Origin of the sequence: Xenorhabdus entomophaga, assembly GCF_037996725.1 — a bacterium.
Taxonomy (GTDB): domain Bacteria; phylum Pseudomonadota; class Gammaproteobacteria; order Enterobacterales; family Enterobacteriaceae; genus Xenorhabdus; species Xenorhabdus khoisanae.
Genome location: NZ_JBBMXH010000021.1, coordinates 23,785 through 43,179, shown reverse-complemented (window position 1 = coordinate 43,179; position 19,395 = coordinate 23,785). Strand labels below are relative to the sequence as shown.

At 39.1% G+C, this 19,395-nt stretch carries 20 protein-coding genes and 1 pseudogene; 13 read left to right on the top strand and 8 right to left on the bottom strand.

Features of this window, described 5'->3' with window-relative positions; all coding sequences use genetic code 11:
* The first annotated feature begins 41 nt into the window (after window positions 1-41).
* The 8 genes from AAC854_RS06600 to AAC854_RS06565 all read left to right on the top strand — a co-directional run bounded on the left by AAC854_RS06600 (window position 42) and on the right by AAC854_RS06565 (window position 8,717).
* The gene (locus AAC854_RS06600; RefSeq protein ID WP_340616403.1) at window positions 42-1,142 is read left to right on the top strand and encodes a tartrate dehydrogenase; all 1,101 of its coding nucleotides are present in this window, start codon (window positions 42-44) and stop codon (window positions 1,140-1,142) included.
* A 593-nt stretch (window positions 1,143-1,735) separates the two neighbouring features.
* The gene (locus AAC854_RS06595; RefSeq protein WP_340616402.1) at window positions 1,736-3,370 is read left to right on the top strand and encodes a BCCT family transporter; all 1,635 of its coding nucleotides are present in this window, start codon (window positions 1,736-1,738) and stop codon (window positions 3,368-3,370) included.
* Window positions 3,367-4,485 carry an aromatic ring-hydroxylating oxygenase subunit alpha gene (locus AAC854_RS06590; protein ID WP_340616401.1) on the top strand — a complete coding sequence of 373 codons (1,119 nt, stop codon included), beginning with the start codon at window positions 3,367-3,369 and terminating at the stop codon, window positions 4,483-4,485. The genes AAC854_RS06595 and AAC854_RS06590 overlap by 4 nt, the downstream gene beginning before the upstream one ends.
* A 54-nt stretch (window positions 4,486-4,539) precedes the next feature.
* Complete coding sequence (locus AAC854_RS06585) at window positions 4,540-5,988, top strand: NAD-dependent succinate-semialdehyde dehydrogenase (RefSeq protein ID WP_340616400.1); 1,449 nt, start codon at window positions 4,540-4,542, stop codon at window positions 5,986-5,988.
* A gap of 20 nt (window positions 5,989-6,008) precedes the next feature.
* Window positions 6,009-6,974 carry a PDR/VanB family oxidoreductase gene (locus AAC854_RS06580; RefSeq protein WP_340616399.1) on the top strand — a complete coding sequence of 322 codons (966 nt, stop codon included), beginning with the start codon at window positions 6,009-6,011 and terminating at the stop codon, window positions 6,972-6,974.
* Window positions 6,975-6,997: 23 nt separating this feature from the next.
* On the top strand, window positions 6,998-7,192 hold the full coding sequence (locus tag AAC854_RS06575) for a hypothetical protein (protein ID WP_340616398.1): 195 nt from the start codon (window positions 6,998-7,000) through the stop codon (window positions 7,190-7,192).
* A gap of 150 nt (window positions 7,193-7,342) precedes the next feature.
* The gene (locus AAC854_RS06570; protein WP_340616397.1) at window positions 7,343-8,227 is read left to right on the top strand and encodes a hypothetical protein; all 885 of its coding nucleotides are present in this window, start codon (window positions 7,343-7,345) and stop codon (window positions 8,225-8,227) included.
* A gap of 46 nt (window positions 8,228-8,273) precedes the next feature.
* On the top strand, window positions 8,274-8,717 hold the full coding sequence (locus AAC854_RS06565) for a DUF1240 domain-containing protein (RefSeq protein WP_340616396.1): 444 nt from the start codon (window positions 8,274-8,276) through the stop codon (window positions 8,715-8,717).
* A gap of 42 nt (window positions 8,718-8,759) precedes the next feature.
* On the opposite strand, the gene AAC854_RS06560 is transcribed toward AAC854_RS06565, so the two are convergent.
* Entirely contained in the window at window positions 8,760-9,239 is a 480-nt protein-coding gene (locus AAC854_RS06560; protein WP_340616395.1) for an Hcp family type VI secretion system effector, read from the bottom strand.
* A gap of 120 nt (window positions 9,240-9,359) precedes the next feature.
* Window positions 9,360-9,764, bottom strand: a pseudogene (locus tag AAC854_RS06555) (IS5 family transposase); the annotation flags it as partial.
* 14 nt (window positions 9,765-9,778) lie between these two features.
* On the opposite strand from AAC854_RS06555, the gene AAC854_RS06550 reads away from it, so the two are divergent.
* On the top strand, window positions 9,779-10,552 hold the full coding sequence (locus AAC854_RS06550; RefSeq protein ID WP_340616394.1) for a hypothetical protein: 774 nt from the start codon (window positions 9,779-9,781) through the stop codon (window positions 10,550-10,552).
* A 142-nt stretch (window positions 10,553-10,694) separates the two neighbouring features.
* Here the strand turns inward: AAC854_RS06550 and AAC854_RS06545 are convergent, their stop codons facing one another.
* From AAC854_RS06545 to AAC854_RS06530, 4 genes are all read right to left on the bottom strand, one after another.
* Entirely contained in the window at window positions 10,695-11,669 is a 975-nt protein-coding gene (locus AAC854_RS06545; protein WP_340616393.1) for a methyltransferase, read from the bottom strand.
* A 777-nt stretch (window positions 11,670-12,446) separates the two neighbouring features.
* Complete coding sequence (locus tag AAC854_RS06540; RefSeq protein ID WP_340616392.1) at window positions 12,447-13,220, bottom strand: amino acid ABC transporter substrate-binding protein; 774 nt, start codon at window positions 13,218-13,220, stop codon at window positions 12,447-12,449.
* A gap of 49 nt (window positions 13,221-13,269) precedes the next feature.
* On the bottom strand, window positions 13,270-14,034 hold the full coding sequence (locus AAC854_RS06535) for an amino acid ABC transporter ATP-binding protein (RefSeq protein WP_340616391.1): 765 nt from the start codon (window positions 14,032-14,034) through the stop codon (window positions 13,270-13,272).
* Window positions 14,012-14,719, bottom strand: a complete 708-nt coding sequence (locus AAC854_RS06530; protein WP_340616390.1) for an amino acid ABC transporter permease — start codon at window positions 14,717-14,719, stop codon at window positions 14,012-14,014. Before AAC854_RS06530 ends, AAC854_RS06535 begins: the two co-directional genes overlap by 23 nt.
* Window positions 14,720-15,326: 607 nt before the next feature.
* On the opposite strand from AAC854_RS06530, the gene AAC854_RS06525 reads away from it, so the two are divergent.
* Window positions 15,327-15,632, top strand: a complete 306-nt coding sequence (locus AAC854_RS06525; RefSeq protein WP_340616389.1) for a hypothetical protein — start codon at window positions 15,327-15,329, stop codon at window positions 15,630-15,632.
* Window positions 15,595-15,786: a YadA C-terminal domain-containing protein gene (locus AAC854_RS06520; RefSeq protein ID WP_340616388.1), complete on the top strand. Its 192-nt coding sequence runs from the start codon at window positions 15,595-15,597 to the stop codon at window positions 15,784-15,786. Before AAC854_RS06525 ends, AAC854_RS06520 begins: the two co-directional genes overlap by 38 nt.
* A gap of 106 nt (window positions 15,787-15,892) precedes the next feature.
* Here AAC854_RS06520 and AAC854_RS06515 read toward each other — a convergent pair whose 3' ends face one another.
* Together AAC854_RS06515 and AAC854_RS06510 are read right to left on the bottom strand one after the other, a co-directional pair.
* The gene (locus tag AAC854_RS06515; RefSeq protein WP_340616387.1) at window positions 15,893-16,501 is read right to left on the bottom strand and encodes a type 1 periplasmic-binding domain-containing protein; all 609 of its coding nucleotides are present in this window, start codon (window positions 16,499-16,501) and stop codon (window positions 15,893-15,895) included.
* A 732-nt stretch (window positions 16,502-17,233) separates the two neighbouring features.
* Complete coding sequence (locus AAC854_RS06510) at window positions 17,234-18,007, bottom strand: amino acid ABC transporter substrate-binding protein (protein WP_340616386.1); 774 nt, start codon at window positions 18,005-18,007, stop codon at window positions 17,234-17,236.
* 366 nt (window positions 18,008-18,373) lie between these two features.
* On the opposite strand from AAC854_RS06510, the gene AAC854_RS06505 reads away from it, so the two are divergent.
* Together AAC854_RS06505 and AAC854_RS06500 are read left to right on the top strand one after the other, a co-directional pair.
* Window positions 18,374-19,054 carry an AzlC family ABC transporter permease gene (locus tag AAC854_RS06505; RefSeq protein WP_340616385.1) on the top strand — a complete coding sequence of 227 codons (681 nt, stop codon included), beginning with the start codon at window positions 18,374-18,376 and terminating at the stop codon, window positions 19,052-19,054.
* Complete coding sequence (locus AAC854_RS06500; RefSeq protein ID WP_273548492.1) at window positions 19,051-19,383, top strand: hypothetical protein; 333 nt, start codon at window positions 19,051-19,053, stop codon at window positions 19,381-19,383. The genes AAC854_RS06505 and AAC854_RS06500 overlap by 4 nt, the downstream gene beginning before the upstream one ends.
* Window positions 19,384-19,395: the final 12 nt, after the last annotated feature.

Sequence of the window (19,395 nt, the reverse complement as noted above, 5' to 3'; positions counted from 1 at the left end):
CGGAAAGTCAATTTAGTATCCTGATAAATGAGAGATATCTAATGAAAAAACTGTTTAAAATTGCTGCAATTCCGGGAGATGGAATTGGTCATGAGGTTCTTCCGGAAGGCATTCGGGTATTGCAGGCTGTAGCTGAAAAGTGGGATATCTGTTTATCGTTTGAGCATTTTGAATGGGCAAGCTGTGATTATTATCTTCAGCACGGCAAAATGATGCCCGACGATTGGTTTAAGCAGCTTATGGGGTTTGACGCTATCTATTTTGGTGCTGTTGGCTGGCCTGAAACGGTGCCTGATCATACCTCGCTTTGGGGTTCACTGCTTAAATTTCGACGTGAATTTCAGCAATATGTCAATTTGCGCCCTGTACGTCTCTTACCGGGAGTGCCTTGCCCGCTGGCGAACAAGAAACCGGAAGATATCGATTTTTATGTGGTCAGAGAGAATACGGAAGGGGAATATTCTACGATTGGTGGCCGCCTTCATGAAGGCACAGAACATGAAGTGGTAATCCAGGAGTCGGTTTTTACCCGCCGTGGGGTTGACCGTATCTTGAAATATGCATTTGAATTAGCGCAAAGCCGCCCCCGTAAGTTATTAACATCGGCCACTAAATCAAACGGATTAGCGATTAGCATGCCTTATTGGGACGAGCGGGTCGAAGAGATGGCAAAACAGTATCCCGGCGTAAAATGGGATAAGCAGCATATTGATATTCTTTGTGCCCGGTTTGTGTTAAATCCAGAGCGTTTTGATGTCGTTGTTGCTTCCAATTTGTTTGGCGATATTCTTTCTGATTTAGGGCCTGCCTGTACTGGCACAATCGGGCTTTCACCTTCTGCGAATCTGAATCCGGAAAGGAATTTCCCTTCTTTGTTTGAGCCTGTTCATGGATCGGCACCCGATATTTATGGCAAAAATATTGCCAATCCAATCGCAATGATTTGGGCTGGCGCCATGATGTTACAGTTTTTGGGTAAAGCTGCCTTAGATGAAGGCGATACGCGTTATCAGGATGCCCATGACGATATTTTATCTGCCATTGAAGCGGTGATAAGGGAAGGGATCGTCACACCAGATATGAAAGGTAAAGCATCGACGCAACAGGTTGGGGAGGCTATTATTAATCATTTAACTAATTAAAAATATACCCTTCGTCTTTCAAGTTGCCTCTTTGTTGGCTGCACTCACTCATCCCAGTCACATAGTTATCTATGCTCCTGGGGATTAATGAGAGGCTCCTGCCTCTCACCGGAGGACAGCCTTTGGCTGGGCAAATTCGTTCCCGACGAATTTGTCGTTCCCTTGCCGCCGCGACGCAACTTGAAATCTATTGGATATAGTTAAATGATTCTTTCTTATAAAAGCCACACTCTTTTTTTAGGGTGTGGTTTTTTTATGATTATTAACTTGTTTTTTATTGTCAGCCATGACTCTTATTCTTCTGCTTTTTAACGCATGTCACAAGATATTATTTACGATGTGTGTTTTATCTATTTACTGTCCGGCTCATTGCTTAAATTGTGTATCAACAATATATTTTAGTTTTTAGCCAAAAGAGGCAATAAGTGTCGTTCCCACTTATTGCACGTTTTCCTTTTGTCGTGTCTATACCCGATAATCATAACAACGATAATAGGCATTTTGTCGCAATACCGAATGAATTTTTCCATTCAATGGAACTCTATCCCTATGAATGATGGAGGATATGCACAAAGTGACGAAACGGAGGTTTCATGTTCAGCAACACAAAAAAAGATATTTCCTTAATTGCAATAAGCCTTGCTTGTATTATTGTAATAGCGGTATCACTTAGTTTGTTTCCTGAAAAAACCAGTATTATTGCTAATGCCATTTTTAATGGGCTGACTCGCTTACTTGGATCAATTATTCAAATATTAGTTCTTGCCGCTTTAGTGTTTGTTCTGTATTTGGCGATAAGTAAATATGGCAATGTTCGGTTAGGTGAAGGAAAACCTGAATATAACACGGTGTCCTGGTTGTTTATGTTTATTTGTGCGGGGCTTGGCTCATCGACCTTATATTGGGGGGTAATGGAATGGGCATATTATTACCAAACGCCCGGTTTGAATATTACGCCTCAAACCCCTAAGGCATTGGAGTACAGTATCAGTTACTCTTTTTTCCATTGGGGAATCAGTGCCTGGGCAACTTACGCACTGGCTTCACTGATAATGGCTTATCATTTCCATGTCAGAAAAAATAAAGGATTGAGCTTATCAGGGATTATTTCCGCTATTATAAACATTAACCCTCATGGTTTTTGGGGCCGCCTTATTGACATGATATTTTTAATTGCTACTGTCGGGGCGTTAACGATTTCTTTAGTTGTGACTGCGGCTACATTAAGTGGCGGTCTTTCTTCACTAACAGGTATACCTAATAATTTTATTGTTCAAACTATCATTACATTATTAGCTGCATTGATTTTTTGTTTAAGTTCTTATATTGGCATTGATAATGGTATGCGGCGTTTAAGCCAAATGGTGGGATGGGGAGCATTTGGTTTTGCTTTACTTGTCCTGATTGTGGGGCCAACGGAATTTGTTATTAATAATATTATTAATACAATTGGTTTAACAACGCAGAATTTTTTGCAAATGAGTTTATTTACCGATCCGCTGGGAGATGGTCAATTTACACGTAGTTGGACTGTATTCTATTGGTTATGGTGGATCTCTTATACTCCCGGTGTTGCCATGTTTGTGACCCGAGTTTCTCATGGGCGCAAAATTAAGGAAGTGATTTGGGCGTTGTTATTAGGCAGTACGTTTGGTTGCTGGTTCTTCTTTGGTGTTTTGGAAAGCTACGCAATACATCAATTTATTACCGGCGTTATTAATGTACCTGAAGTATTGAATACGTTGGGGGGTGAAACAGCCGTTCACCAACTATTGAATGCCTTGCCATTAGGCCAATTTTTCCTTGCTGCTTATCTCTTTATCATGATTATTTTCTTGGCCTCGCATATGGACGCGGTCGCTTACACTATGGCGGCAACCAGCACGCGCAATTTAAGTGAAGGCCAGGACCCCAGCCGGAATTTACGCCTTTTCTGGTGCGTAGTGATTACGCTAATCCCACTTTCAATCCTATTTACGCAAGCTTCCTTAGAGACAATGAAAACCACCGTAGTGCTCACTGCACTGCCTTTTTTAGTGATTCTTCTGATTAAAACATATGGTTTTATTCGCTGGATAAAACAAGATTATGCACACATTCCTGCACATCTTATTGATAGCCCGAACCAGCAAGAACCTGTTGTTGCGCCAACATCCATGACACCTATAGAGAAAAAAGCATCCCCGCCAGTCATGGCTTCATCAACGAAAATTAAGGAATTGATATGAGCATTCAACACCAGAATTTCACACTACCCAAAAACTTTTGTGCAATCCCAACAGAAGCGTACACCATGCCAGCGCGTTTCTATACTTCTCAGGACGTGTTTGATTATGAGAAAGAGGCGATTTTTGCCAAGAGTTGGATCTGTGTTGCACACAGCAGTGAACTTGCCAATCCTAATGATTATGTTACGCGTGAAATTATTGGCGAGAGCATTGTGATTGTTCGTGGGCGCGACAACGTATTGCGTGCATTCTTTAACGTTTGTCCTCATCGTGGGCACCAGTTATTAACAGGAGAAGGTAAGGCAAAAAATGTCATCACTTGCCCTTATCATGCCTGGACATTCAAGCTCGACGGAACTTTGGCCCATGCCCGTAACTGCGAGAATGTGGCTAATTTCGATAAAGATTTAGCGCAATTATCCCCTGTAAAACTGGAAGAATATGCCGGTTTTGTCTTTATTAATATGGACATGAATGCCGGCACAGTTGAGGAACAATTACCGGGGTTAAGCGCTAAAGTATTAGAGGCTTGCCCCGAAGTCTATGAGTTAAAGCTGGCAGATCGTTTCACGACGGTAACACCGGCGAACTGGAAAAGCATTGTTGATAACTATCTGGAATGTTATCACTGTGGCCCTGCTCATCCGGGTTTTTCAACCTCAGTTCAGGTAGATCGCTATTGGCATACGATGCATGAGAAATGGTCATTGCAATTTGGCTATGCGATCCCCTCTGATCAATCTTTCAAATTTGAAGGTGAATCTTCATTTCATGGCTTTTGGTTATGGCCTTGTACCATGTACAACGTGACGCCAATTAAAGGCATGATGACGGTGATCTATGAATTCCCTATAGATGCCGAAACAACACTGCAACATTACGATATTTATTTTACTAATGAAGAGTTGACTCAAGAACAGAAATCTTTGATTGAATGGTATCGCGACGTTTTTCGTCCTGAAGATTTGCGATTGGTTGAGAGCGTGCAGAAGGGGCTGAAATCCCGTGGTTATCCTGGTCAGGGACGCATCATGGCGGATAGCACCGGAAGTGGAATTAGTGAGCACGGTATTGCTTATTTCCACAACCTTATTGCCCAGACTTACCATGAATAAAGTGGCGTTGGGTAAGGGCAGTCATGGCATGGGTTTAATCAGTGAGGTCATTAAGTGAATATCTTAGATAATCCTTTTTTTCGCCAGCAGGCTTATATCAGCGGGCAATGGTGCGATGCGGACAATAAAGAGACATTGGATGTCACCGATCCTGCTACAGGAAAAACCATAGGGAAAATACCTAATATGGCAGCGAGTGAAGCGAAAAAAGCCATTCAGGCTGCGCATGATGCCTTACCGGAATGGCGGGCATTAACAGGTCACCAGCGTGCCCGGTTATTACAAAATTGGTTTCGTTTAGTCAGTGAGAATAAAAAACAGCTTGCAGAAATCATGACATTAGAGCAAGGAAAACCGCTGGCAGAAGCTGAAGGTGAAATCGTCTACGCCGCCTCTTTTATCGAGTGGTTTGCAGAACAAGGAAAGCGTACAAACGGGGAAATTATTCCTTCGCCAACGGTGGATAAGCGCCTGATGGTGATTAAACAAGGGATTGGCGTTTGTGCGGCTATTACGCCCTGGAATTTCCCTGCGGCAATGGTGACCCGCAAAGCTGCACCTGCCCTTGCGGCAGGTTGTACCATGGTCATAAAGCCCGCGAATGAGACTCCATTTACGGCATTGGCATTGGTGGAGTTAGCGATTCAGGCGGGTATTCCTGCGGGGGTGATAAATATAATCACGGGGCATTCACGTGTTATTGGTGAAACATTCACCACAGATGATCGTGTGCGCAAACTGAGCTTTACGGGTTCAACGGAAGTAGGACGTTTATTAATGCGTCAATGCTCAGACAGTATCAAAAAAGTATCTTTGGAGTTAGGCGGAAATGCGCCCTTTATTGTCTTTGATGATGCGGATGTCGAAAAAGCGGTAGAAGGTGCGATTGCAGCGAAATTTCGTAATGCAGGGCAAACTTGTGTTTGTGTGAATCGTTTTTATATTCACCAGGCTATTTATCCGACATTCAGTCAACGTTTTGTTGAAGAAGTACAAAAACTTAAAGTCGGTAATGGTTTTGAGCAAGGAACACAAATAGGGCCACTGATTAACGCGAAATCAGCGGATAAAGTCCAATCTCTTTTAGATGATGCGTTAAATAAAGGTGCGGATTTATTATTCGGTGGTCAACGTCATGCTTTAGGTGACAATTTCTTTATGCCAACGGTACTCGGTAGTGTTGCCGGAAATAGCCATCTATTAGAAGAGGAAATATTTGGGCCTGTTGCACCTCTGGTTATTTTTGATGATGAAGATAGCGTTATCGATTCTGCTAATAATACTATTTATGGGCTTGCTGCCTATTTTTATACTGAAAATCCACAACGCATTTTTCGGGTTTCAGAGAAATTAGAATATGGCATGGTCGGTATTAATACCGGCCTTATTTCTAATGAAGTTGCTCCCTTTGGCGGCGTAAAACAATCTGGTTTAGGGCGTGAGGGTTCGAGCCACGGTATTGAAGATTATTTGGAACTGAAATATCTCTGTCAGGGTTTTTAATGAATAATTGAGAATCATTTATGGCTACTTATCAGAAACTCGGTGTTATTGTCAGTGATATTGAAACTATTACGCCCACGATTAAACGATTTACGTTAATACCGGATGAAAACACACAGCTACCTTCTTTTACCAGCGGAAGCCATATCTTTGTGCAGATGCGGGATGGTGATAACCATTATAATAATGCTTATTCTTTATTAAACTCCCCTTTTGATGAACAACGTTATCAAATTGCGGTTAAGCGAGAAGAGTATTCTCGTGGTGGCTCAGCATTTATGCATGAAAAAGTTGCCATTGGAAATAAACTCATTGTTTCTGAGCCGAATAATTTATTTGCATTAGTGCCCGGGGCTAAAAAACACATATTGATAGCGGGTGGAATTGGGATAACGCCTTTTATGTCCCACTTACATGAGCTGGAACAACAAGATGCTGATTATGAACTGCATTATTGCTACCGGAACGCCAGCGAACCTGCTTTTACACCAGAGTTAATGGCATCAGGATTTAAGGATAAAATAGTTTGTCATATTTCATCCAAGGGGACTCGTCTTGAACTCGATACACTTATTTCTCAATTAGCAGAAGGAAGCCATATTTATACATGCGGTTCACCCTCATTACATGAAGGTGTAAAACAAGCGGCACAAAAGGCTGGCTTCCCTGATCAGCAACTGCATTTTGAGCAATTTGCGATCGAAGATAAAACCGGTGATACGTTTACAGTGGTTCTAGCTAAATCCGGCGTTGAATTGGAAGTGGATAGCGAATCAACCATCTTACAAGTCATTGAAAGAAATAAGGCCGCATCGGTTGAAAGTTTATGTCGTGAAGGGGTATGCGGTACTTGTGAAATAATGATTTTAGAAGGTGAAGCCGATCACCGTGACCAATATCTTAGCGATGAGGAAAAAAAGAGTCAGACATCAATGCTGATTTGTTGTTCCAGAGCGAAAGGAAAACGGTTAGTGCTGGATTTGTAGTAAATATGGGGCTATGGTCCCATATGAAAATTCTTTTGTTGTGTTTTTTATCCGATGTGCCTTATATCTGTGCGGCGACGGTCATGTTGTACGGCGGTAGCAATTTAGCCAGCGCGGCGGATTTACGTTCCGGTGAAATACGTGTCATGGTTTTTCTCTGTCAGGATTATTGTTACCCCATAAACCACACTGACAGAGAAGGCTTATCAGCTGGTTGAGCAACTTAAAGCGCAGTGCCATACCCCGACAGGGAAACTTGAGCCAGTTCACAATACTTCAGTAAATCTAAAGAAAAAATAGCAGAGCCCGATAAGATATGAGACAAAGTATTAATAATTATCATGTTATATAATTTTATGAGGTGTTAAATGAGTAGAAGATTTTCAGATGAATTTATGGATGAGCAATTAGTATTTGATAATGGAAAATTAAAAGCTCTTACTCACATGAAAGAATATAGGAAAAAACAATATGCTGAGCTTGAAAGGAAATTAAATGATAAAGGTAATGAAGAACATATTGCACTTCTAACTATAGAAGAGGCCCTTGGTTTCTTAAAATCGGCTTTATGTAAAGATGGTACTCATAAGGAATGGAAAGATAAAGTATTTGCATGCACCGACCCAGCATCTTCGTTCGCCGGAAATATTATAGAATCTATTGGTGTAATGAAAATAATTAATGAATTTAGAAGTCTTAATGTTGAAGCTAAAGAATACAAATTAAAAGGAGTTGATTATATAAAAATAACAGGTAGGAGAAGTGTTCAAAAAATTATTACTGGCTCAAGATATCGCCTTAACGATCAACGGATATTGAAAATAGGTATTGGTTCAAAGAGTATTGCAAATGGCATAGTTTCAGGGGCTAAGTTCTGTATATACTTTTCTCTTGCTTATAGGGCTGTTGAGTTTATGACAAAAGATGAGTATTCTCTGGCAGAATTTCTGGGGAATATAACTGTTGATGCCGCAAAATTATTAATTACCACATTATTAACTGCCGCTATTGGTAAAGTTGCGTCTGGTTATTTTTTAGCAGCCGGTGTGAGTATAATTGGTGTTTCCGCGGGGTTGTTTTTTATTGGTGTTGGAATAGGAATTGCTTTATATTACATTGATAATGAACTAGGTATATCAGAAAAAGTAATTGAAGCCATTAGAGAAGCGGATGAGAAAATACCAGGAGATTATTATGAAATTAATCGTCAAAGAATGGCGCTAAGTTCTCCAGCCATTTGGCCTTGGAACTAAATAGGATGCCAACAGTTTTTAATGGTGATAATGAAGGGGGTTTAATATGTCAAATAAATATAGAAAGCAATATCAGAAAAAAGTTATTCTCCCTTTTTGGAGTAGAGCGTTTTATATAATCATTTTGCTGTTAGTTATGGCTATTATATCCATGGTGGTTTTTTTCTCATGGCGTGATTTCATTTCACTAATTAATTTAAATGAAAAAGTGTATTTTTCTTGGCGGGTGTTTTTTATTTCATTTGGATTTCCAATAGGTTTTCACTTATTATTTTCTATTATATCAGCTTGTATTTCAGATACGCCTAGACCATATAAAGGTCGTGTTGTTAATTTTTTAGCTTGGGTGTTCTTAGGTGCTTTAATTCTTAGTTTACCCGTATCTTTATATGTTGATAATAAATTAAAAAGTTTTGGGTATGTGACATGTGATAAAAAGTCTTTAATTGCACCAAATGAATATGTTAGAAACATAACTTTATGTCACTAAGATGTCACTAAGCATATAATTTAATATATGCTTAGTTTTTACTTAGTACACTCTGTTTTCCCATATACTATAGGCAGATGTACCTGCTGTTATATGGTTCCATGAGATTGATTTATAATTGAGTATAACTCTTTCATATGGCATGGCATCAAAATCATCTATAGAATTCGGATAGGTACAAGAAACTTCAGAAATTGTGGCCTCTGTAATTTTGACTTCATAGAAAAGCTCTAACTGCCCTAATTGACCAGTTCTGTAAAAAATAAATTTACCATCTAACGATTCGTTAGAATCTATTGCCATAGACAATAATGGTGATGATTTATCTATGGGTTTGAGAAATTGTATGGGCTGATGGCTGACATTTTGTTGACGGGATATCGAATGATCTAAACTGAGTATCTGTATTTTATCTTCGTGTCCGTTTTGATACCTATTTCCTATTGATTCTGGGGTTGAGCATCCAGCAGATATGAGGCCTTGCTTTTTACCATTTAAAGTTAAATAAATCATATACGACATAAAATTACCATCCTAGTTTTTTTAGATCTGGGAACAGTAAATTAACATACAAGCTAAAATTACAATAGTAATTCAAAGCAAAAAATAGGTGTTAAAAATGCTTTTTATTAGACGCTGTCGTCATGAGATTTTCAGCCAAAAAACAAGGCAACGAATTTGCACTACAGCAAGAAAAGACGCGTTATTTTTTGCATAGCGAGTGGCTATGCCACGCCAGCGCTTAAGATGAAGAAAAGTATTTTCAACTAGATAGCACAGTCGGTAAAGTTGACGGTCATATTTTCTGGCGACTTTCCGATTTTTCCGGCTAGATATCTGGACTTGCATGCCTTGTTGTTCCGCTTTTTCTACTACCGTCTTGCTATCATAGCCCCTATCCGCTAATAGGTGCTTTGCATCGAGCTTTTTAATCAAGGTCTCAGCTTGTGAATAATCCGCTGTGGTACCGCTTGTAATAACAATTCTGACTGGCATACCATGCGCATCCACGGCCAAATGTATCTTTGTATTGTGCCCCCTTTGGGTCAGAGTAGAAATCTATGGGTATGCTATTTGCTATCAAGTTGATCGTCACACCGTTATTAATGTTACTCGTTACTCTTTCAGCCAGACGGTGGGGTAGCTTTGTGGGCGGTATATTATCAGGTATGCCGCTGACATCGGGCTCTATCTCAATTTACATGGCGGTTGAACAGGGAGCCTATTTTGCACAACGTTCAGCATTGAGTTCTTTAACAGGAGTCGGTGCCGTTTTATTCACTTATTTGTGCTATATCGCATTGACCCGACGGTACTCGCTTTCTGTTGCTTGCGCGGGTTCAGTATTTCTTTTTTGCGGTGTATCGTGGCTATTGCTTAACATTAATAGCACTCTATTAAGTATCGGTACGATCGTATTGGCGATTTTCTGTATACTCGTGTTCACCCGAAAATATGCAACATCATCACTTAACCGTCAGCCTCCCTCTTTTGATCTGGCTACACGTATCATTATCGCTACCACAATGGTGCTTGCTCTCACGGCATCTGCCAATACCATCGGATCTGACCTTAGCGGGATACTGGCACCAATACCAGTAATCGCCTGGCCTCTGACGGTGTTTACTCATATCCAGAATGGGCGCGCCGATGCTCTGAACGTTATTCGTGGAAATGCGATAAGCGGAGTTGGCGTATTGGCATTTTACCTTACCGTCGAACGGTATATTACGCAGGCAGGGTTTATGCTCACGTTTTCATTGGCGATATGTGTATCGCTGCTTGCCAGTCTCTTTTTACTGTTTTTAGTAAGAAAGCTGCCTTGGTTTTCTTAGTGCTACTGCCACAGATATCTCCAAATCAATGTGTTATTTATCCGTAGCCTGTTCCTTTTAAGATCCGTTTTTTTATTGATCCAAGACTCAGATCTCGGAACAGGCACTTAGTTCAATTTCTTATCCACGGGTTGTTGATAATTTATTTTTTCATTTCAATAATGTACTGGTTACTGCCCGTTAGGGAAAAATTCAAGTTGTATATATTTGTGATAGAGAATCCAGCTTGTTTTGCGATAGATTCAAATTCTGACTGGTATCGTTCTTTACCTAACAAAAGGGCATCCATATATAAATCAAATGATTCTGCATTTGCATCATTTTGCTCTTTAATCATATCTATAACATATAGAACGGAATCTTCACTCATTGCTTTATGGAAATTTTTGAGAATATCAATGGCTTTATTATCTGGCCAATTATGCAAAACACTTTTTATACAATAAGCATCATATCCTGATGGAATAGCGGAAAAGAAATCGCCATTGATGAACGTGATCCCTTCTGATTCTTGTCTGGTAAAATCATACTGATCCATGACGTGACATTGGATATGCGGATAGTGCATTTTTATATTTTGTGCTAAAGAACCCTGCCCTCCCCCTATATCAATCATTGAAGAAATGCCATTTAGAGGGATATGCTCAATAATATGCTCATTCATTACATCGGTCGCTTTTGACATTAAATTATCAAAAGTCGTTTTGAGGGTTTTATTATGCTCATGACTGAGATAATCAAAAAATTTCTCATGATAGTTAAGTTCAAAAGCAGATTTGCTATTCATTTTATTGAAGGATGCAGCGTATTGTGACCAAGCGCCCCAACAGGTTGGACTTAATTCCAATTTGATATGTAATGTTTCAAGGCTGTCTGGATCGCTTAGTGATGAACATTGCTCAGTAAGGTAAAATTTATCATCTTTTTTTGTTAACACATTAAGCGACTGCATATAATTCAATAACCGATGGAACCTATCTTGAGAAACATGGCATAGTTGAGCAAGTTGCTCCACAGTTTTGCCATCTTGGGTGCTTAAATATAGTGGTGCTTTGCTTTCCACAAAAGCAAACAGTGCATTAGATTTACGATAAGCAGTGGCCATTTCAAATAGCATTATTTATTTTCCTTATCTTTTTTGCAGGGTAAATTATTTACTGATTAGGTATTATTTTTTGATTATCCTTTTCTCAACACATTAATGGGTTATCTATGAATTACCTTTGTTAGTGTTTTTAGTTTTAGTGAGAATAAGCTGGATAATAAATTTTTATAGCGCCGGGTTAAATGTTTTTAGTGTGTTTAAATATGTTAATTGTCATTAATAAAGAATGGTGATGTGAAAAATTATAATGTAAACTGACTAATACATACTTAACTATTATACTTGTCGTCTTTCAAGTAATTGATAAATAATATCACAATGTTATTGTCGTGCACTGAACGCACGACATAATCCAGACGTTCAGAAGGCTGAGTTTTTAATTTATGACATTATACGCGAACTCAGATAAATACATAAAACCGTAAAGCAGTACCGGAGAAAAAATTTCAACTAAAATAAAAATAATAGAAACCAATAACGATGATAATAAGGTTTTTTTAAACTTTCTATCTAAAATGAAAAAGTAATTAACTACTGCAAATATTACAAAAAAGGCAGAAAATTTAATGACCATTAATAAAGCGAATATCATCCCAGCATCCCTTATTGAAAAAATTTCATTAATAATATAGGTAACTTAAATAAAAATCATATCTTTTTTATTAAGGAAAAGATCTTGGTTCCCATGGGGTTTGTCATAGAGAGAATGAACATCCAGAGAAGTAGAGGATTGAAATGCGAATAAGGCGGCCTTATAAAAATACCGCCATCTTATTAAGCAAAGAAAAATTACTTAGAAATATCCACGCCAAAATATTTGTCGGAGATACGGGCATATGTGCCGTCGTCTTTTATCTCTTGCAGGGCTTTATTAACCGCCTCTGCCAATTCAGCATCCCCTTTACGCAGTAAAACGGCGGATTTACTTGCATCGGCTTGTTGGGCGACGATTTTAACCGGCGCATTAGGGCGCTGTTTTTTAAAATCGAGGAATGACAAACGATCATTCAATGTGGCATCAGCACGTCCGGTGACGACTAAATCAATGGCTTGGTTAAAACCATCTGTACTGACCAGATTAGCCCCGTAAGACGTTGCCAGTTGCCCGTAATTACTGGTCAGTGATTGGGCGGAACGTTTTCCTTTAATATCCGCAAAGGTTTTAATATCACCATTATTATTACGGGTGATCAGCACGACCTGAGAGGTTGTGTAAGGAATGGAAAAACTGTATTTCGCTGCACGTTCTGGTGTAACACCGACTTGGTTGATAACGGCATCAAAACGTTTGGCATCCAATCCTGCGATCAAACCATCCCATTTGACTTCCATAAATTCAGGTTTAACGTTCAAACGCTGGGCAATTTCCCGTGCGATGTCCACGTCAAAGCCAGTTAATTTGTTGCTGGCATCGTGATAGGTAAAAGGAGGGTAAGTGCCTTCCGTACCAATCTTAAAGACGCCAGAGGCTTTTATGGCATCAAAATCTTTGCCTGCATAACCGGGGGCAGAAATAGCAAGGGCAGTCGCGCCCGCCAGTAACAGACTCAAAATTTTTTTCATTGCGTTTCTCCGAATAAATAATGTTGCTGATGTCAAACGTGACTGCTCGCTATATTTCCCAATCCGGTAAGGTTTCTGTCAGGGTTGAAATAAATTCGACAGTGCGCACCTTACTGGGGCGGGTGAAAATGGTTTTTGCCGGGCCTGCTTCAATAATCTCGCCGGATTCCAGAAAAACCACATCATGAGCAAGATTGGCGGCCAGACGCAAATCGTGCGTTGCCATTAACATGGTGGTGCCTTCTCCCGCCAATTGTTTCAGAACTGAGACCACTTCTTTGGATAATTCAGGGTCAAGCGCTGAAGTTGGCTCATCACACAGTAGTACTTTGGGGGAAGGCGCCATTGCTCTGGCGATTGCCACGCGCTGTTGCTGGCCTCCCGATAGTGTGCTCGGCCAGACATCGGCCTTGTGGGACAGGCCGACTTTTTTCAGCAGCTCTATAGCCCGTTCTCTGGCGCGTTCGCGGGGCCATTTTTGTACCCAAATCAGCCCTTCCATAATATTTTCAATCACCGTCAGATGCGGGAAAAGCTGGAAGTTCTGGAATACCATGCCAGTTTGCAGGCTAAAACGCTGGATTTCACGATGTGGCAGTTTTTCCTTACCGTTAAAGGTAATCTGCTCTTTGCCAATTTCCAGTTTACCGGCCTGTGGGATCTCCAACAGATTAATACAACGCAGCAAGGTACTTTTCCCACTACCGGAAGGGCCGATAAGCGCCGTCAGGCTGCCTTCTTTAATGGTCAGGCTAATATTTTTCAGCACCTTTTGTCCGTCGAAACTTTTCTCAATGTTGGTGAGCTGAATCATCTTTGGCTTCCTTATTATTGCTGCTGCTTTGTTGGGCGAATTTCTTTTCCAACTGGACTTGCAGTGCTGACAGCACTGAGCTTAAGAGTAGATAGAGAATGGCGGCTTCGGTGTACAGAATCAGCGGCTGATAGGTAACGGCAGCAATGCGCTGTGCCGCCAGAAACATTTCTGGCACGGTAATAACCGAAGCCAGAGAAGTATCTTTTACCAGTGAAATAAAGGTATTGGACAGAGGGGGAATTGAAACCCGTGCTGCCTGTGGCAAAACAATCCGATGCAGTGATTGCCACCAACTCATGCCGATAGAGTGAGAGGCTTCCCATTGCCCTTTAGGAACCGAAACCAATGCTGCGCGGATCACTTCTGAAGTATAGGCACCCACATTCAGGGTAAAGCCGATAACCGCAGAGGTGAAGGCTTCCAGAGTAATTCCCACGCTGGGCAGAGCGTAGAAGATCAAAAATAGCTGTACCAATAAAGGGGTGCCACGGATTAACCAGACATAAAACCGAGCTACAGCAACCAGTGGCTTAGGGCCATAAAGCCTGATTAAAGCAACGATAAACCCCAATGAGATCCCAAGTGCGAAAGTAATCAGCGTGAGGGGAATGGTGAATGTCAGGCCGGCATATAGCATCGGCCACAGGGAATCCAGCGCTAAACTGAGCCAATCTGGGGTCATAGAATCTTCCTAATAGATTGATATTAAAAATATGTTTATTTTTTATAAGGTTGTTTTAATGATGATATGGCAAGAAAAGGATATCGTTATATACAATAAAGTTATAGCTTAGAACTTTAGGGTGGGTTGGCGATATATGTAAATGTGGTAAAAGTTGAATTAATAATTAATGGTGATGTTATTGTGTTTTTAAGTTCCTATTTTAAATAAATAACTTTATTAATTGGTTTTAAGAATGTTTTTTAATAAATATTTTTATCTAAATTATGAGGAAAATAAATGTAAGATATAGTGGTGAGTCTAATTGTTAACTTTAGGTGTGTTATCGGAGTAATCTTAGATGTATTATTAATGGCTGGTAAAATCAGGGGGTTAGTGATGGCAGGTAATGTATAATGATAGGATTAGTCTGATATATTTATCATCTATGAATGAATATATTGCATTCTATTTAAATCTAGTATTTACTTCATCATCTTATTTAAATGTAATTGATGATATTTTAAAAAATATTATTCATATCACCTGAATTAATCTTTATTTTTTATTCCCTGAGTAATTTATTGTTTTGATAAATAAATTTATCTGTTTTTATTATGGTGAAGCAATGAGAAATGTTTTATTTAACCTTGCGATTTTATTAGCTTTAATTAGTGCCTTATCCGTGCAGTCTTCTTATGCTTCTTATAAAGATAATAGCTCATCTATTCTTGGTTCTGATAACCAAAATAGTATTGCTATGGAAGACTCATCTATTGAAGAGGGGGCTTATCAATCTATTGCTATAGGAAAGTCGTTTATTAAGAATAAATCTTGGAACTCTTTCGCAGCGGGCTTTAGTAAGGGCAAATGCCGGGATTGCCAGTGTTGCGGCAATGACCAATATTCCTTTCAGCAATACGAATCGCTTTAGTGTTGGCATGGGCTTAGGGCAATATCATGATGGTAGTGCGGTTGCGGTTGGTGCTCAGGCCAAACTCACAGAGAATGTGAATATTAAAGCTTCTACAAGCTGGAATAATGCAGAAGGTACGGTCTTGGGCGCTGGTATTGCAGTTGGTTGGTAAATTTGATTAACAGGCGCTGAGTGCGCCTGCTTTTTATTTTTTCACGAATTGAAAGTTTAACTAATAAATTATTATTACTGCGAATCTGCATATTCGGTTTGTCTGCTTATATTACTTGACACAAACGATAAATCCCGTTATTCAAATTCCACAGAGAACCCTGTCTGGCAGGATTTAACACCATCCAGTCATCCGTATCTTCAGTAAATCCTAATCTAAGGTAAGCTGGAACCGCACTTGGGACTGGTTCAAGTTGAACAACTCCTTTGCGGTTTAATTCTTGTGATTTGTTCACAGCATATTCGATCAATGACCTCCCACAATTACGGGTACCCATATGAGTAACTATAGCCCTAATTATAGGGATACCCGCTCGATTTGAGTTTGAATCCGAGAGTACTAATATACCCACAGGAACATTACGAAAAAAAGAAGCAAAAAAGTAAAATTCCTTTTTTTTCTCTTTATTAATATTTTCTGATACAGCACGATGTGAAAGATTAGATATTAGTTGAAGTGTATTGTATGTATCATTACATTTACTATTCCAGTTTTTTTGAGAATTGTCTAAACTTTTTTCGAATATATCAGGAAGAACTTCATAAATATTGTCTTGTAAGTGAGCTTTTTTCAAATTTTTATCTAATTTTTTATTTTTATTAGTATAAATGCAATCATTAAATATTATACTTCTTTTCATAGTATTAGATAACATTAATGCTTCTTTAGCAGTTATATCTTTTATAAGAATTCTATTGAATAATAAATTAATATCTAATTTGCATTTTCGAAAGTAATGCTATTACGTAATGTATCAAATAAATTACCTTCTGATCTAGATCGAGTTAAAGACCTGGATACTATCGGATAATTTATATTAGAATTATTTCTATATATCATGTTTAGTAACCCACAAAAAATTAATAGCTTATATTGTGATTTTTATTAGAAAGGATTGTTCGAGTAGAGTTTAAATAAGCTGCACTTTTAGCGCTAGCGATCAGATATGTTGTTTCTTCGTAAATCAGAAATTCTGAATAACTCATTGTATCCATCATTATGGACTTAATATTATATGAGGTACTTATTACTTGTGCAAGTAATAAGTGCTAAAATATGATGGAAATATCATGATGTTGTTATTTAATAGGTAATGATGATATCCGTTTTTTACTTTTTAACGAATTAAAGTCGCTATTGAATACCCGAAATTTATTACTCCATATGAAAGGTTAAAACTACCGATTTTAGGCGGTAGTTGTTGAGTTTTTATGAATGTTATTGTCTGCTAAATATAGATTAGTGCAATTTGTTACGAAGTGGATTTATTAATAAATGTATAAAATACATACTTCAGTCACACAGCCACATAGTGATTAGCTATGTGGCTGTGTGTTTACTCCTTTGTCGCTTTGCTGTAACTCGGAATTGAACGGATATATCCTAATTATTCACTCTTTCCTTCTGCGAAATATTTATCCCATATGTGTTGATAAGTCCCATCTGCTTTTATCTCAGTAATGGCTTTATCGACTGCGGCCTTTAATTCAGTGTCATTTTTACGAAGCAGTACGGCGGATTGTGCTGCCTGAGTATCAGCCGCAACAATTTTTACCGGTGCATCCGGACGATGTTTTTTGTAGTCGAGATAAGAAAGTTTATCGTTGATGGTTGCATCTGCACGGCCTGTGCTCACGAGATCCACTTCTTGGTTAAAACCGTTAACGCCGATAATGTCTGCACCATAATTTCTGGCGATCTGGGCAAAATTATTGGTCAGGGTGTGGGCTGATTTTTTACCTTTTAAGTCACTGAATGTCTTAATCTCGTTATTATCTTTTCGGGTAATCAGTACGGCTTCTGAAATCACATAAGGCAGGGAGAAGCTATATTTTTTCTCGCGTTCTGGTGTAATGGCGATTTGGTTCATCACTGCATCGGAACGCCCTGCATCAAGGCCACTAATTAAGCCATCCCATTTGCCTTCAATAAATTCTGGCTTCACTTTCATACGCAATGCGATTTCACGGCCGATTTCTACATCAAATCCAGTCAATTTTCCTGATGCCTCATGGTAACTGAATGGAGCATAAGCGCCTTCTGTTCCAATCCGGAATACGCCTGTGGAGTGAATGTTATCGAGAGTAGATTGCGCATAGGTGAGTTGCGTAAATCCAAATTGGACAATACCCGCCAATAATATGTTCAGTAATACCTTCATTTTATTTCTCCGAGATGAAACTATTGTTTTTGAAATTATTCTTACTATAACGGGAATATCAAAAGCCTTATATATAAAATAAAGTTATATCATATTGGGAGGAGATATATAATTTTTCGAAAAGAGTTACAATAAATAAGCGTTATTACTTATTGGGTAGTTTCCATTAAGTAGGTTTATGTCACAAATATTATTAAAGTGATTGCCATGATATATAGCCTGCTATATCTTTAACCTTCCATTCATAATATAGCGCAATGATAGGTATGGCTATTATTTCATCATGCAATATGCTGATGATTTCACTACGTTAAATATAACTCTCAATATAGGTGCTAAGTGTTGAATCCGTTTATTAGGAAAGGCATGGTGGATTCTTTGCCTGTCTGTATCTCTTTTTTCCTTATTTTTACTTCAATTGGCGCACTTTATCAAAGTCATGGTGTTCCATTAATGGAAACGCTGATCGGCTCATTATTGATATATGCTGCGCCGTTGCAGGTGGCAGCTGTAGGTTATCTGGCCGATGGCGCGGCACTCTCCGTTATCATTCTGGCATTGCTGGTCAACTTCCGGTTTTTCTTGATGGCGATGGTTATGACGCAATATTTTCAGGGTATTCCAAAGCGAAATATTTTGCTGTCGATGTTGGGATTTAGTGCCAGCACTTATACGGTGGCACATTCATATCTTTCTGCGGAAAATGTCTCAGATGGAAAATCCCAATTTCATTTTTATTTGGGCGTTGCTATACCCTGTTTTGTGGTGACTTTTTGTGCCACTTTATTGGGCTATATTTCGGCAGAGCACCTGAATTATGAGTCCCTTTCTTTGTTCCTGGTGATGCTAGTTCCCATTCATTTTGCGACCCTGACTGCCAAACGTTCGGGCAAAGATTTGTCTGTATTGGCGACGGTAATGGGAGGATTGTGTGCGCCGTTATTGAATGAAGTGGATATGAAATTAATGGATCTGGCGGTGCCTGTTTTGTGTGGGATCGTAATTGCTCTCATTGAACGGAAAATCAGAAAGGATAAAACATTATGATGTTGCTGATTGTATTAATGGGCGTGGTCAGTTTCGTGTTAAGAGCGGCTCCTTTTCTGATAAAAAGTAATAAGCTATTCAACGGAAAAGGTTTGCTGATTACTTCTCTGGATTATGCCATCTGTTTTATTCTGGGAACGATTATCGTCAATATTTCACTGGGTAACTTATCCTTAAGTGAATTAATTGAACAGTTTGATATCAAATATGTGCTTGCTCTGGTAACGGTCATGCTGGCTTATGTCATCAGTAAATATACACATTCCATCTTAAAGAGCTTGGGCCTTTCACTGACATTTTTTATGTTGGTACAGTGGTTGCTGAGCTAAATACGCCTGCCT

Excerpts from the sequence above, each read along its gene's own strand:
- AAC854_RS06600 (WP_340616403.1), top strand. The coding sequence starts at position 42 with ATGAAAAAACTGTTTAAAATTGCTGCAATTCCGGGAGATGGAATTGGT.
- AAC854_RS06595 (WP_340616402.1), top strand. The coding sequence starts at position 1,736 with ATGTTCAGCAACACAAAAAAAGATATTTCCTTAATTGCAATAAGCCTT.
- AAC854_RS06590 (WP_340616401.1), top strand. The coding sequence starts at position 3,367 with ATGAGCATTCAACACCAGAATTTCACACTACCCAAAAACTTTTGTGCA.
- AAC854_RS06580 (WP_340616399.1), top strand. The coding sequence starts at position 6,009 with ATGGCTACTTATCAGAAACTCGGTGTTATTGTCAGTGATATTGAAACT.
- AAC854_RS06575 (WP_340616398.1), top strand. The coding sequence starts at position 6,998 with ATGAAAATTCTTTTGTTGTGTTTTTTATCCGATGTGCCTTATATCTGT.
- AAC854_RS06570 (WP_340616397.1), top strand. The coding sequence starts at position 7,343 with ATGAGTAGAAGATTTTCAGATGAATTTATGGATGAGCAATTAGTATTT.
- AAC854_RS06565 (WP_340616396.1), top strand. The coding sequence starts at position 8,274 with ATGTCAAATAAATATAGAAAGCAATATCAGAAAAAAGTTATTCTCCCT.
- AAC854_RS06560 (WP_340616395.1), bottom strand. The coding sequence starts at position 9,239 with ATGTCGTATATGATTTATTTAACTTTAAATGGTAAAAAGCAAGGCCTC.
- AAC854_RS06550 (WP_340616394.1), top strand. The coding sequence starts at position 9,779 with ATGGGTATGCTATTTGCTATCAAGTTGATCGTCACACCGTTATTAATG.
- AAC854_RS06545 (WP_340616393.1), bottom strand. The coding sequence starts at position 11,669 with ATGCTATTTGAAATGGCCACTGCTTATCGTAAATCTAATGCACTGTTT.
- AAC854_RS06540 (WP_340616392.1), bottom strand. The coding sequence starts at position 13,220 with ATGAAAAAAATTTTGAGTCTGTTACTGGCGGGCGCGACTGCCCTTGCT.
- AAC854_RS06535 (WP_340616391.1), bottom strand. The coding sequence starts at position 14,034 with ATGATTCAGCTCACCAACATTGAGAAAAGTTTCGACGGACAAAAGGTG.
- AAC854_RS06530 (WP_340616390.1), bottom strand. The coding sequence starts at position 14,719 with ATGACCCCAGATTGGCTCAGTTTAGCGCTGGATTCCCTGTGGCCGATG.
- AAC854_RS06525 (WP_340616389.1), top strand. The coding sequence starts at position 15,327 with ATGAGAAATGTTTTATTTAACCTTGCGATTTTATTAGCTTTAATTAGT.
- AAC854_RS06520 (WP_340616388.1), top strand. The coding sequence starts at position 15,595 with ATGACCAATATTCCTTTCAGCAATACGAATCGCTTTAGTGTTGGCATG.
- AAC854_RS06515 (WP_340616387.1), bottom strand. The coding sequence starts at position 16,501 with ATGTTATCTAATACTATGAAAAGAAGTATAATATTTAATGATTGCATT.
- AAC854_RS06510 (WP_340616386.1), bottom strand. The coding sequence starts at position 18,007 with ATGAAGGTATTACTGAACATATTATTGGCGGGTATTGTCCAATTTGGA.
- AAC854_RS06505 (WP_340616385.1), top strand. The coding sequence starts at position 18,374 with ATGGTGGATTCTTTGCCTGTCTGTATCTCTTTTTTCCTTATTTTTACT.
- AAC854_RS06500 (WP_273548492.1), top strand. The coding sequence starts at position 19,051 with ATGATGTTGCTGATTGTATTAATGGGCGTGGTCAGTTTCGTGTTAAGA.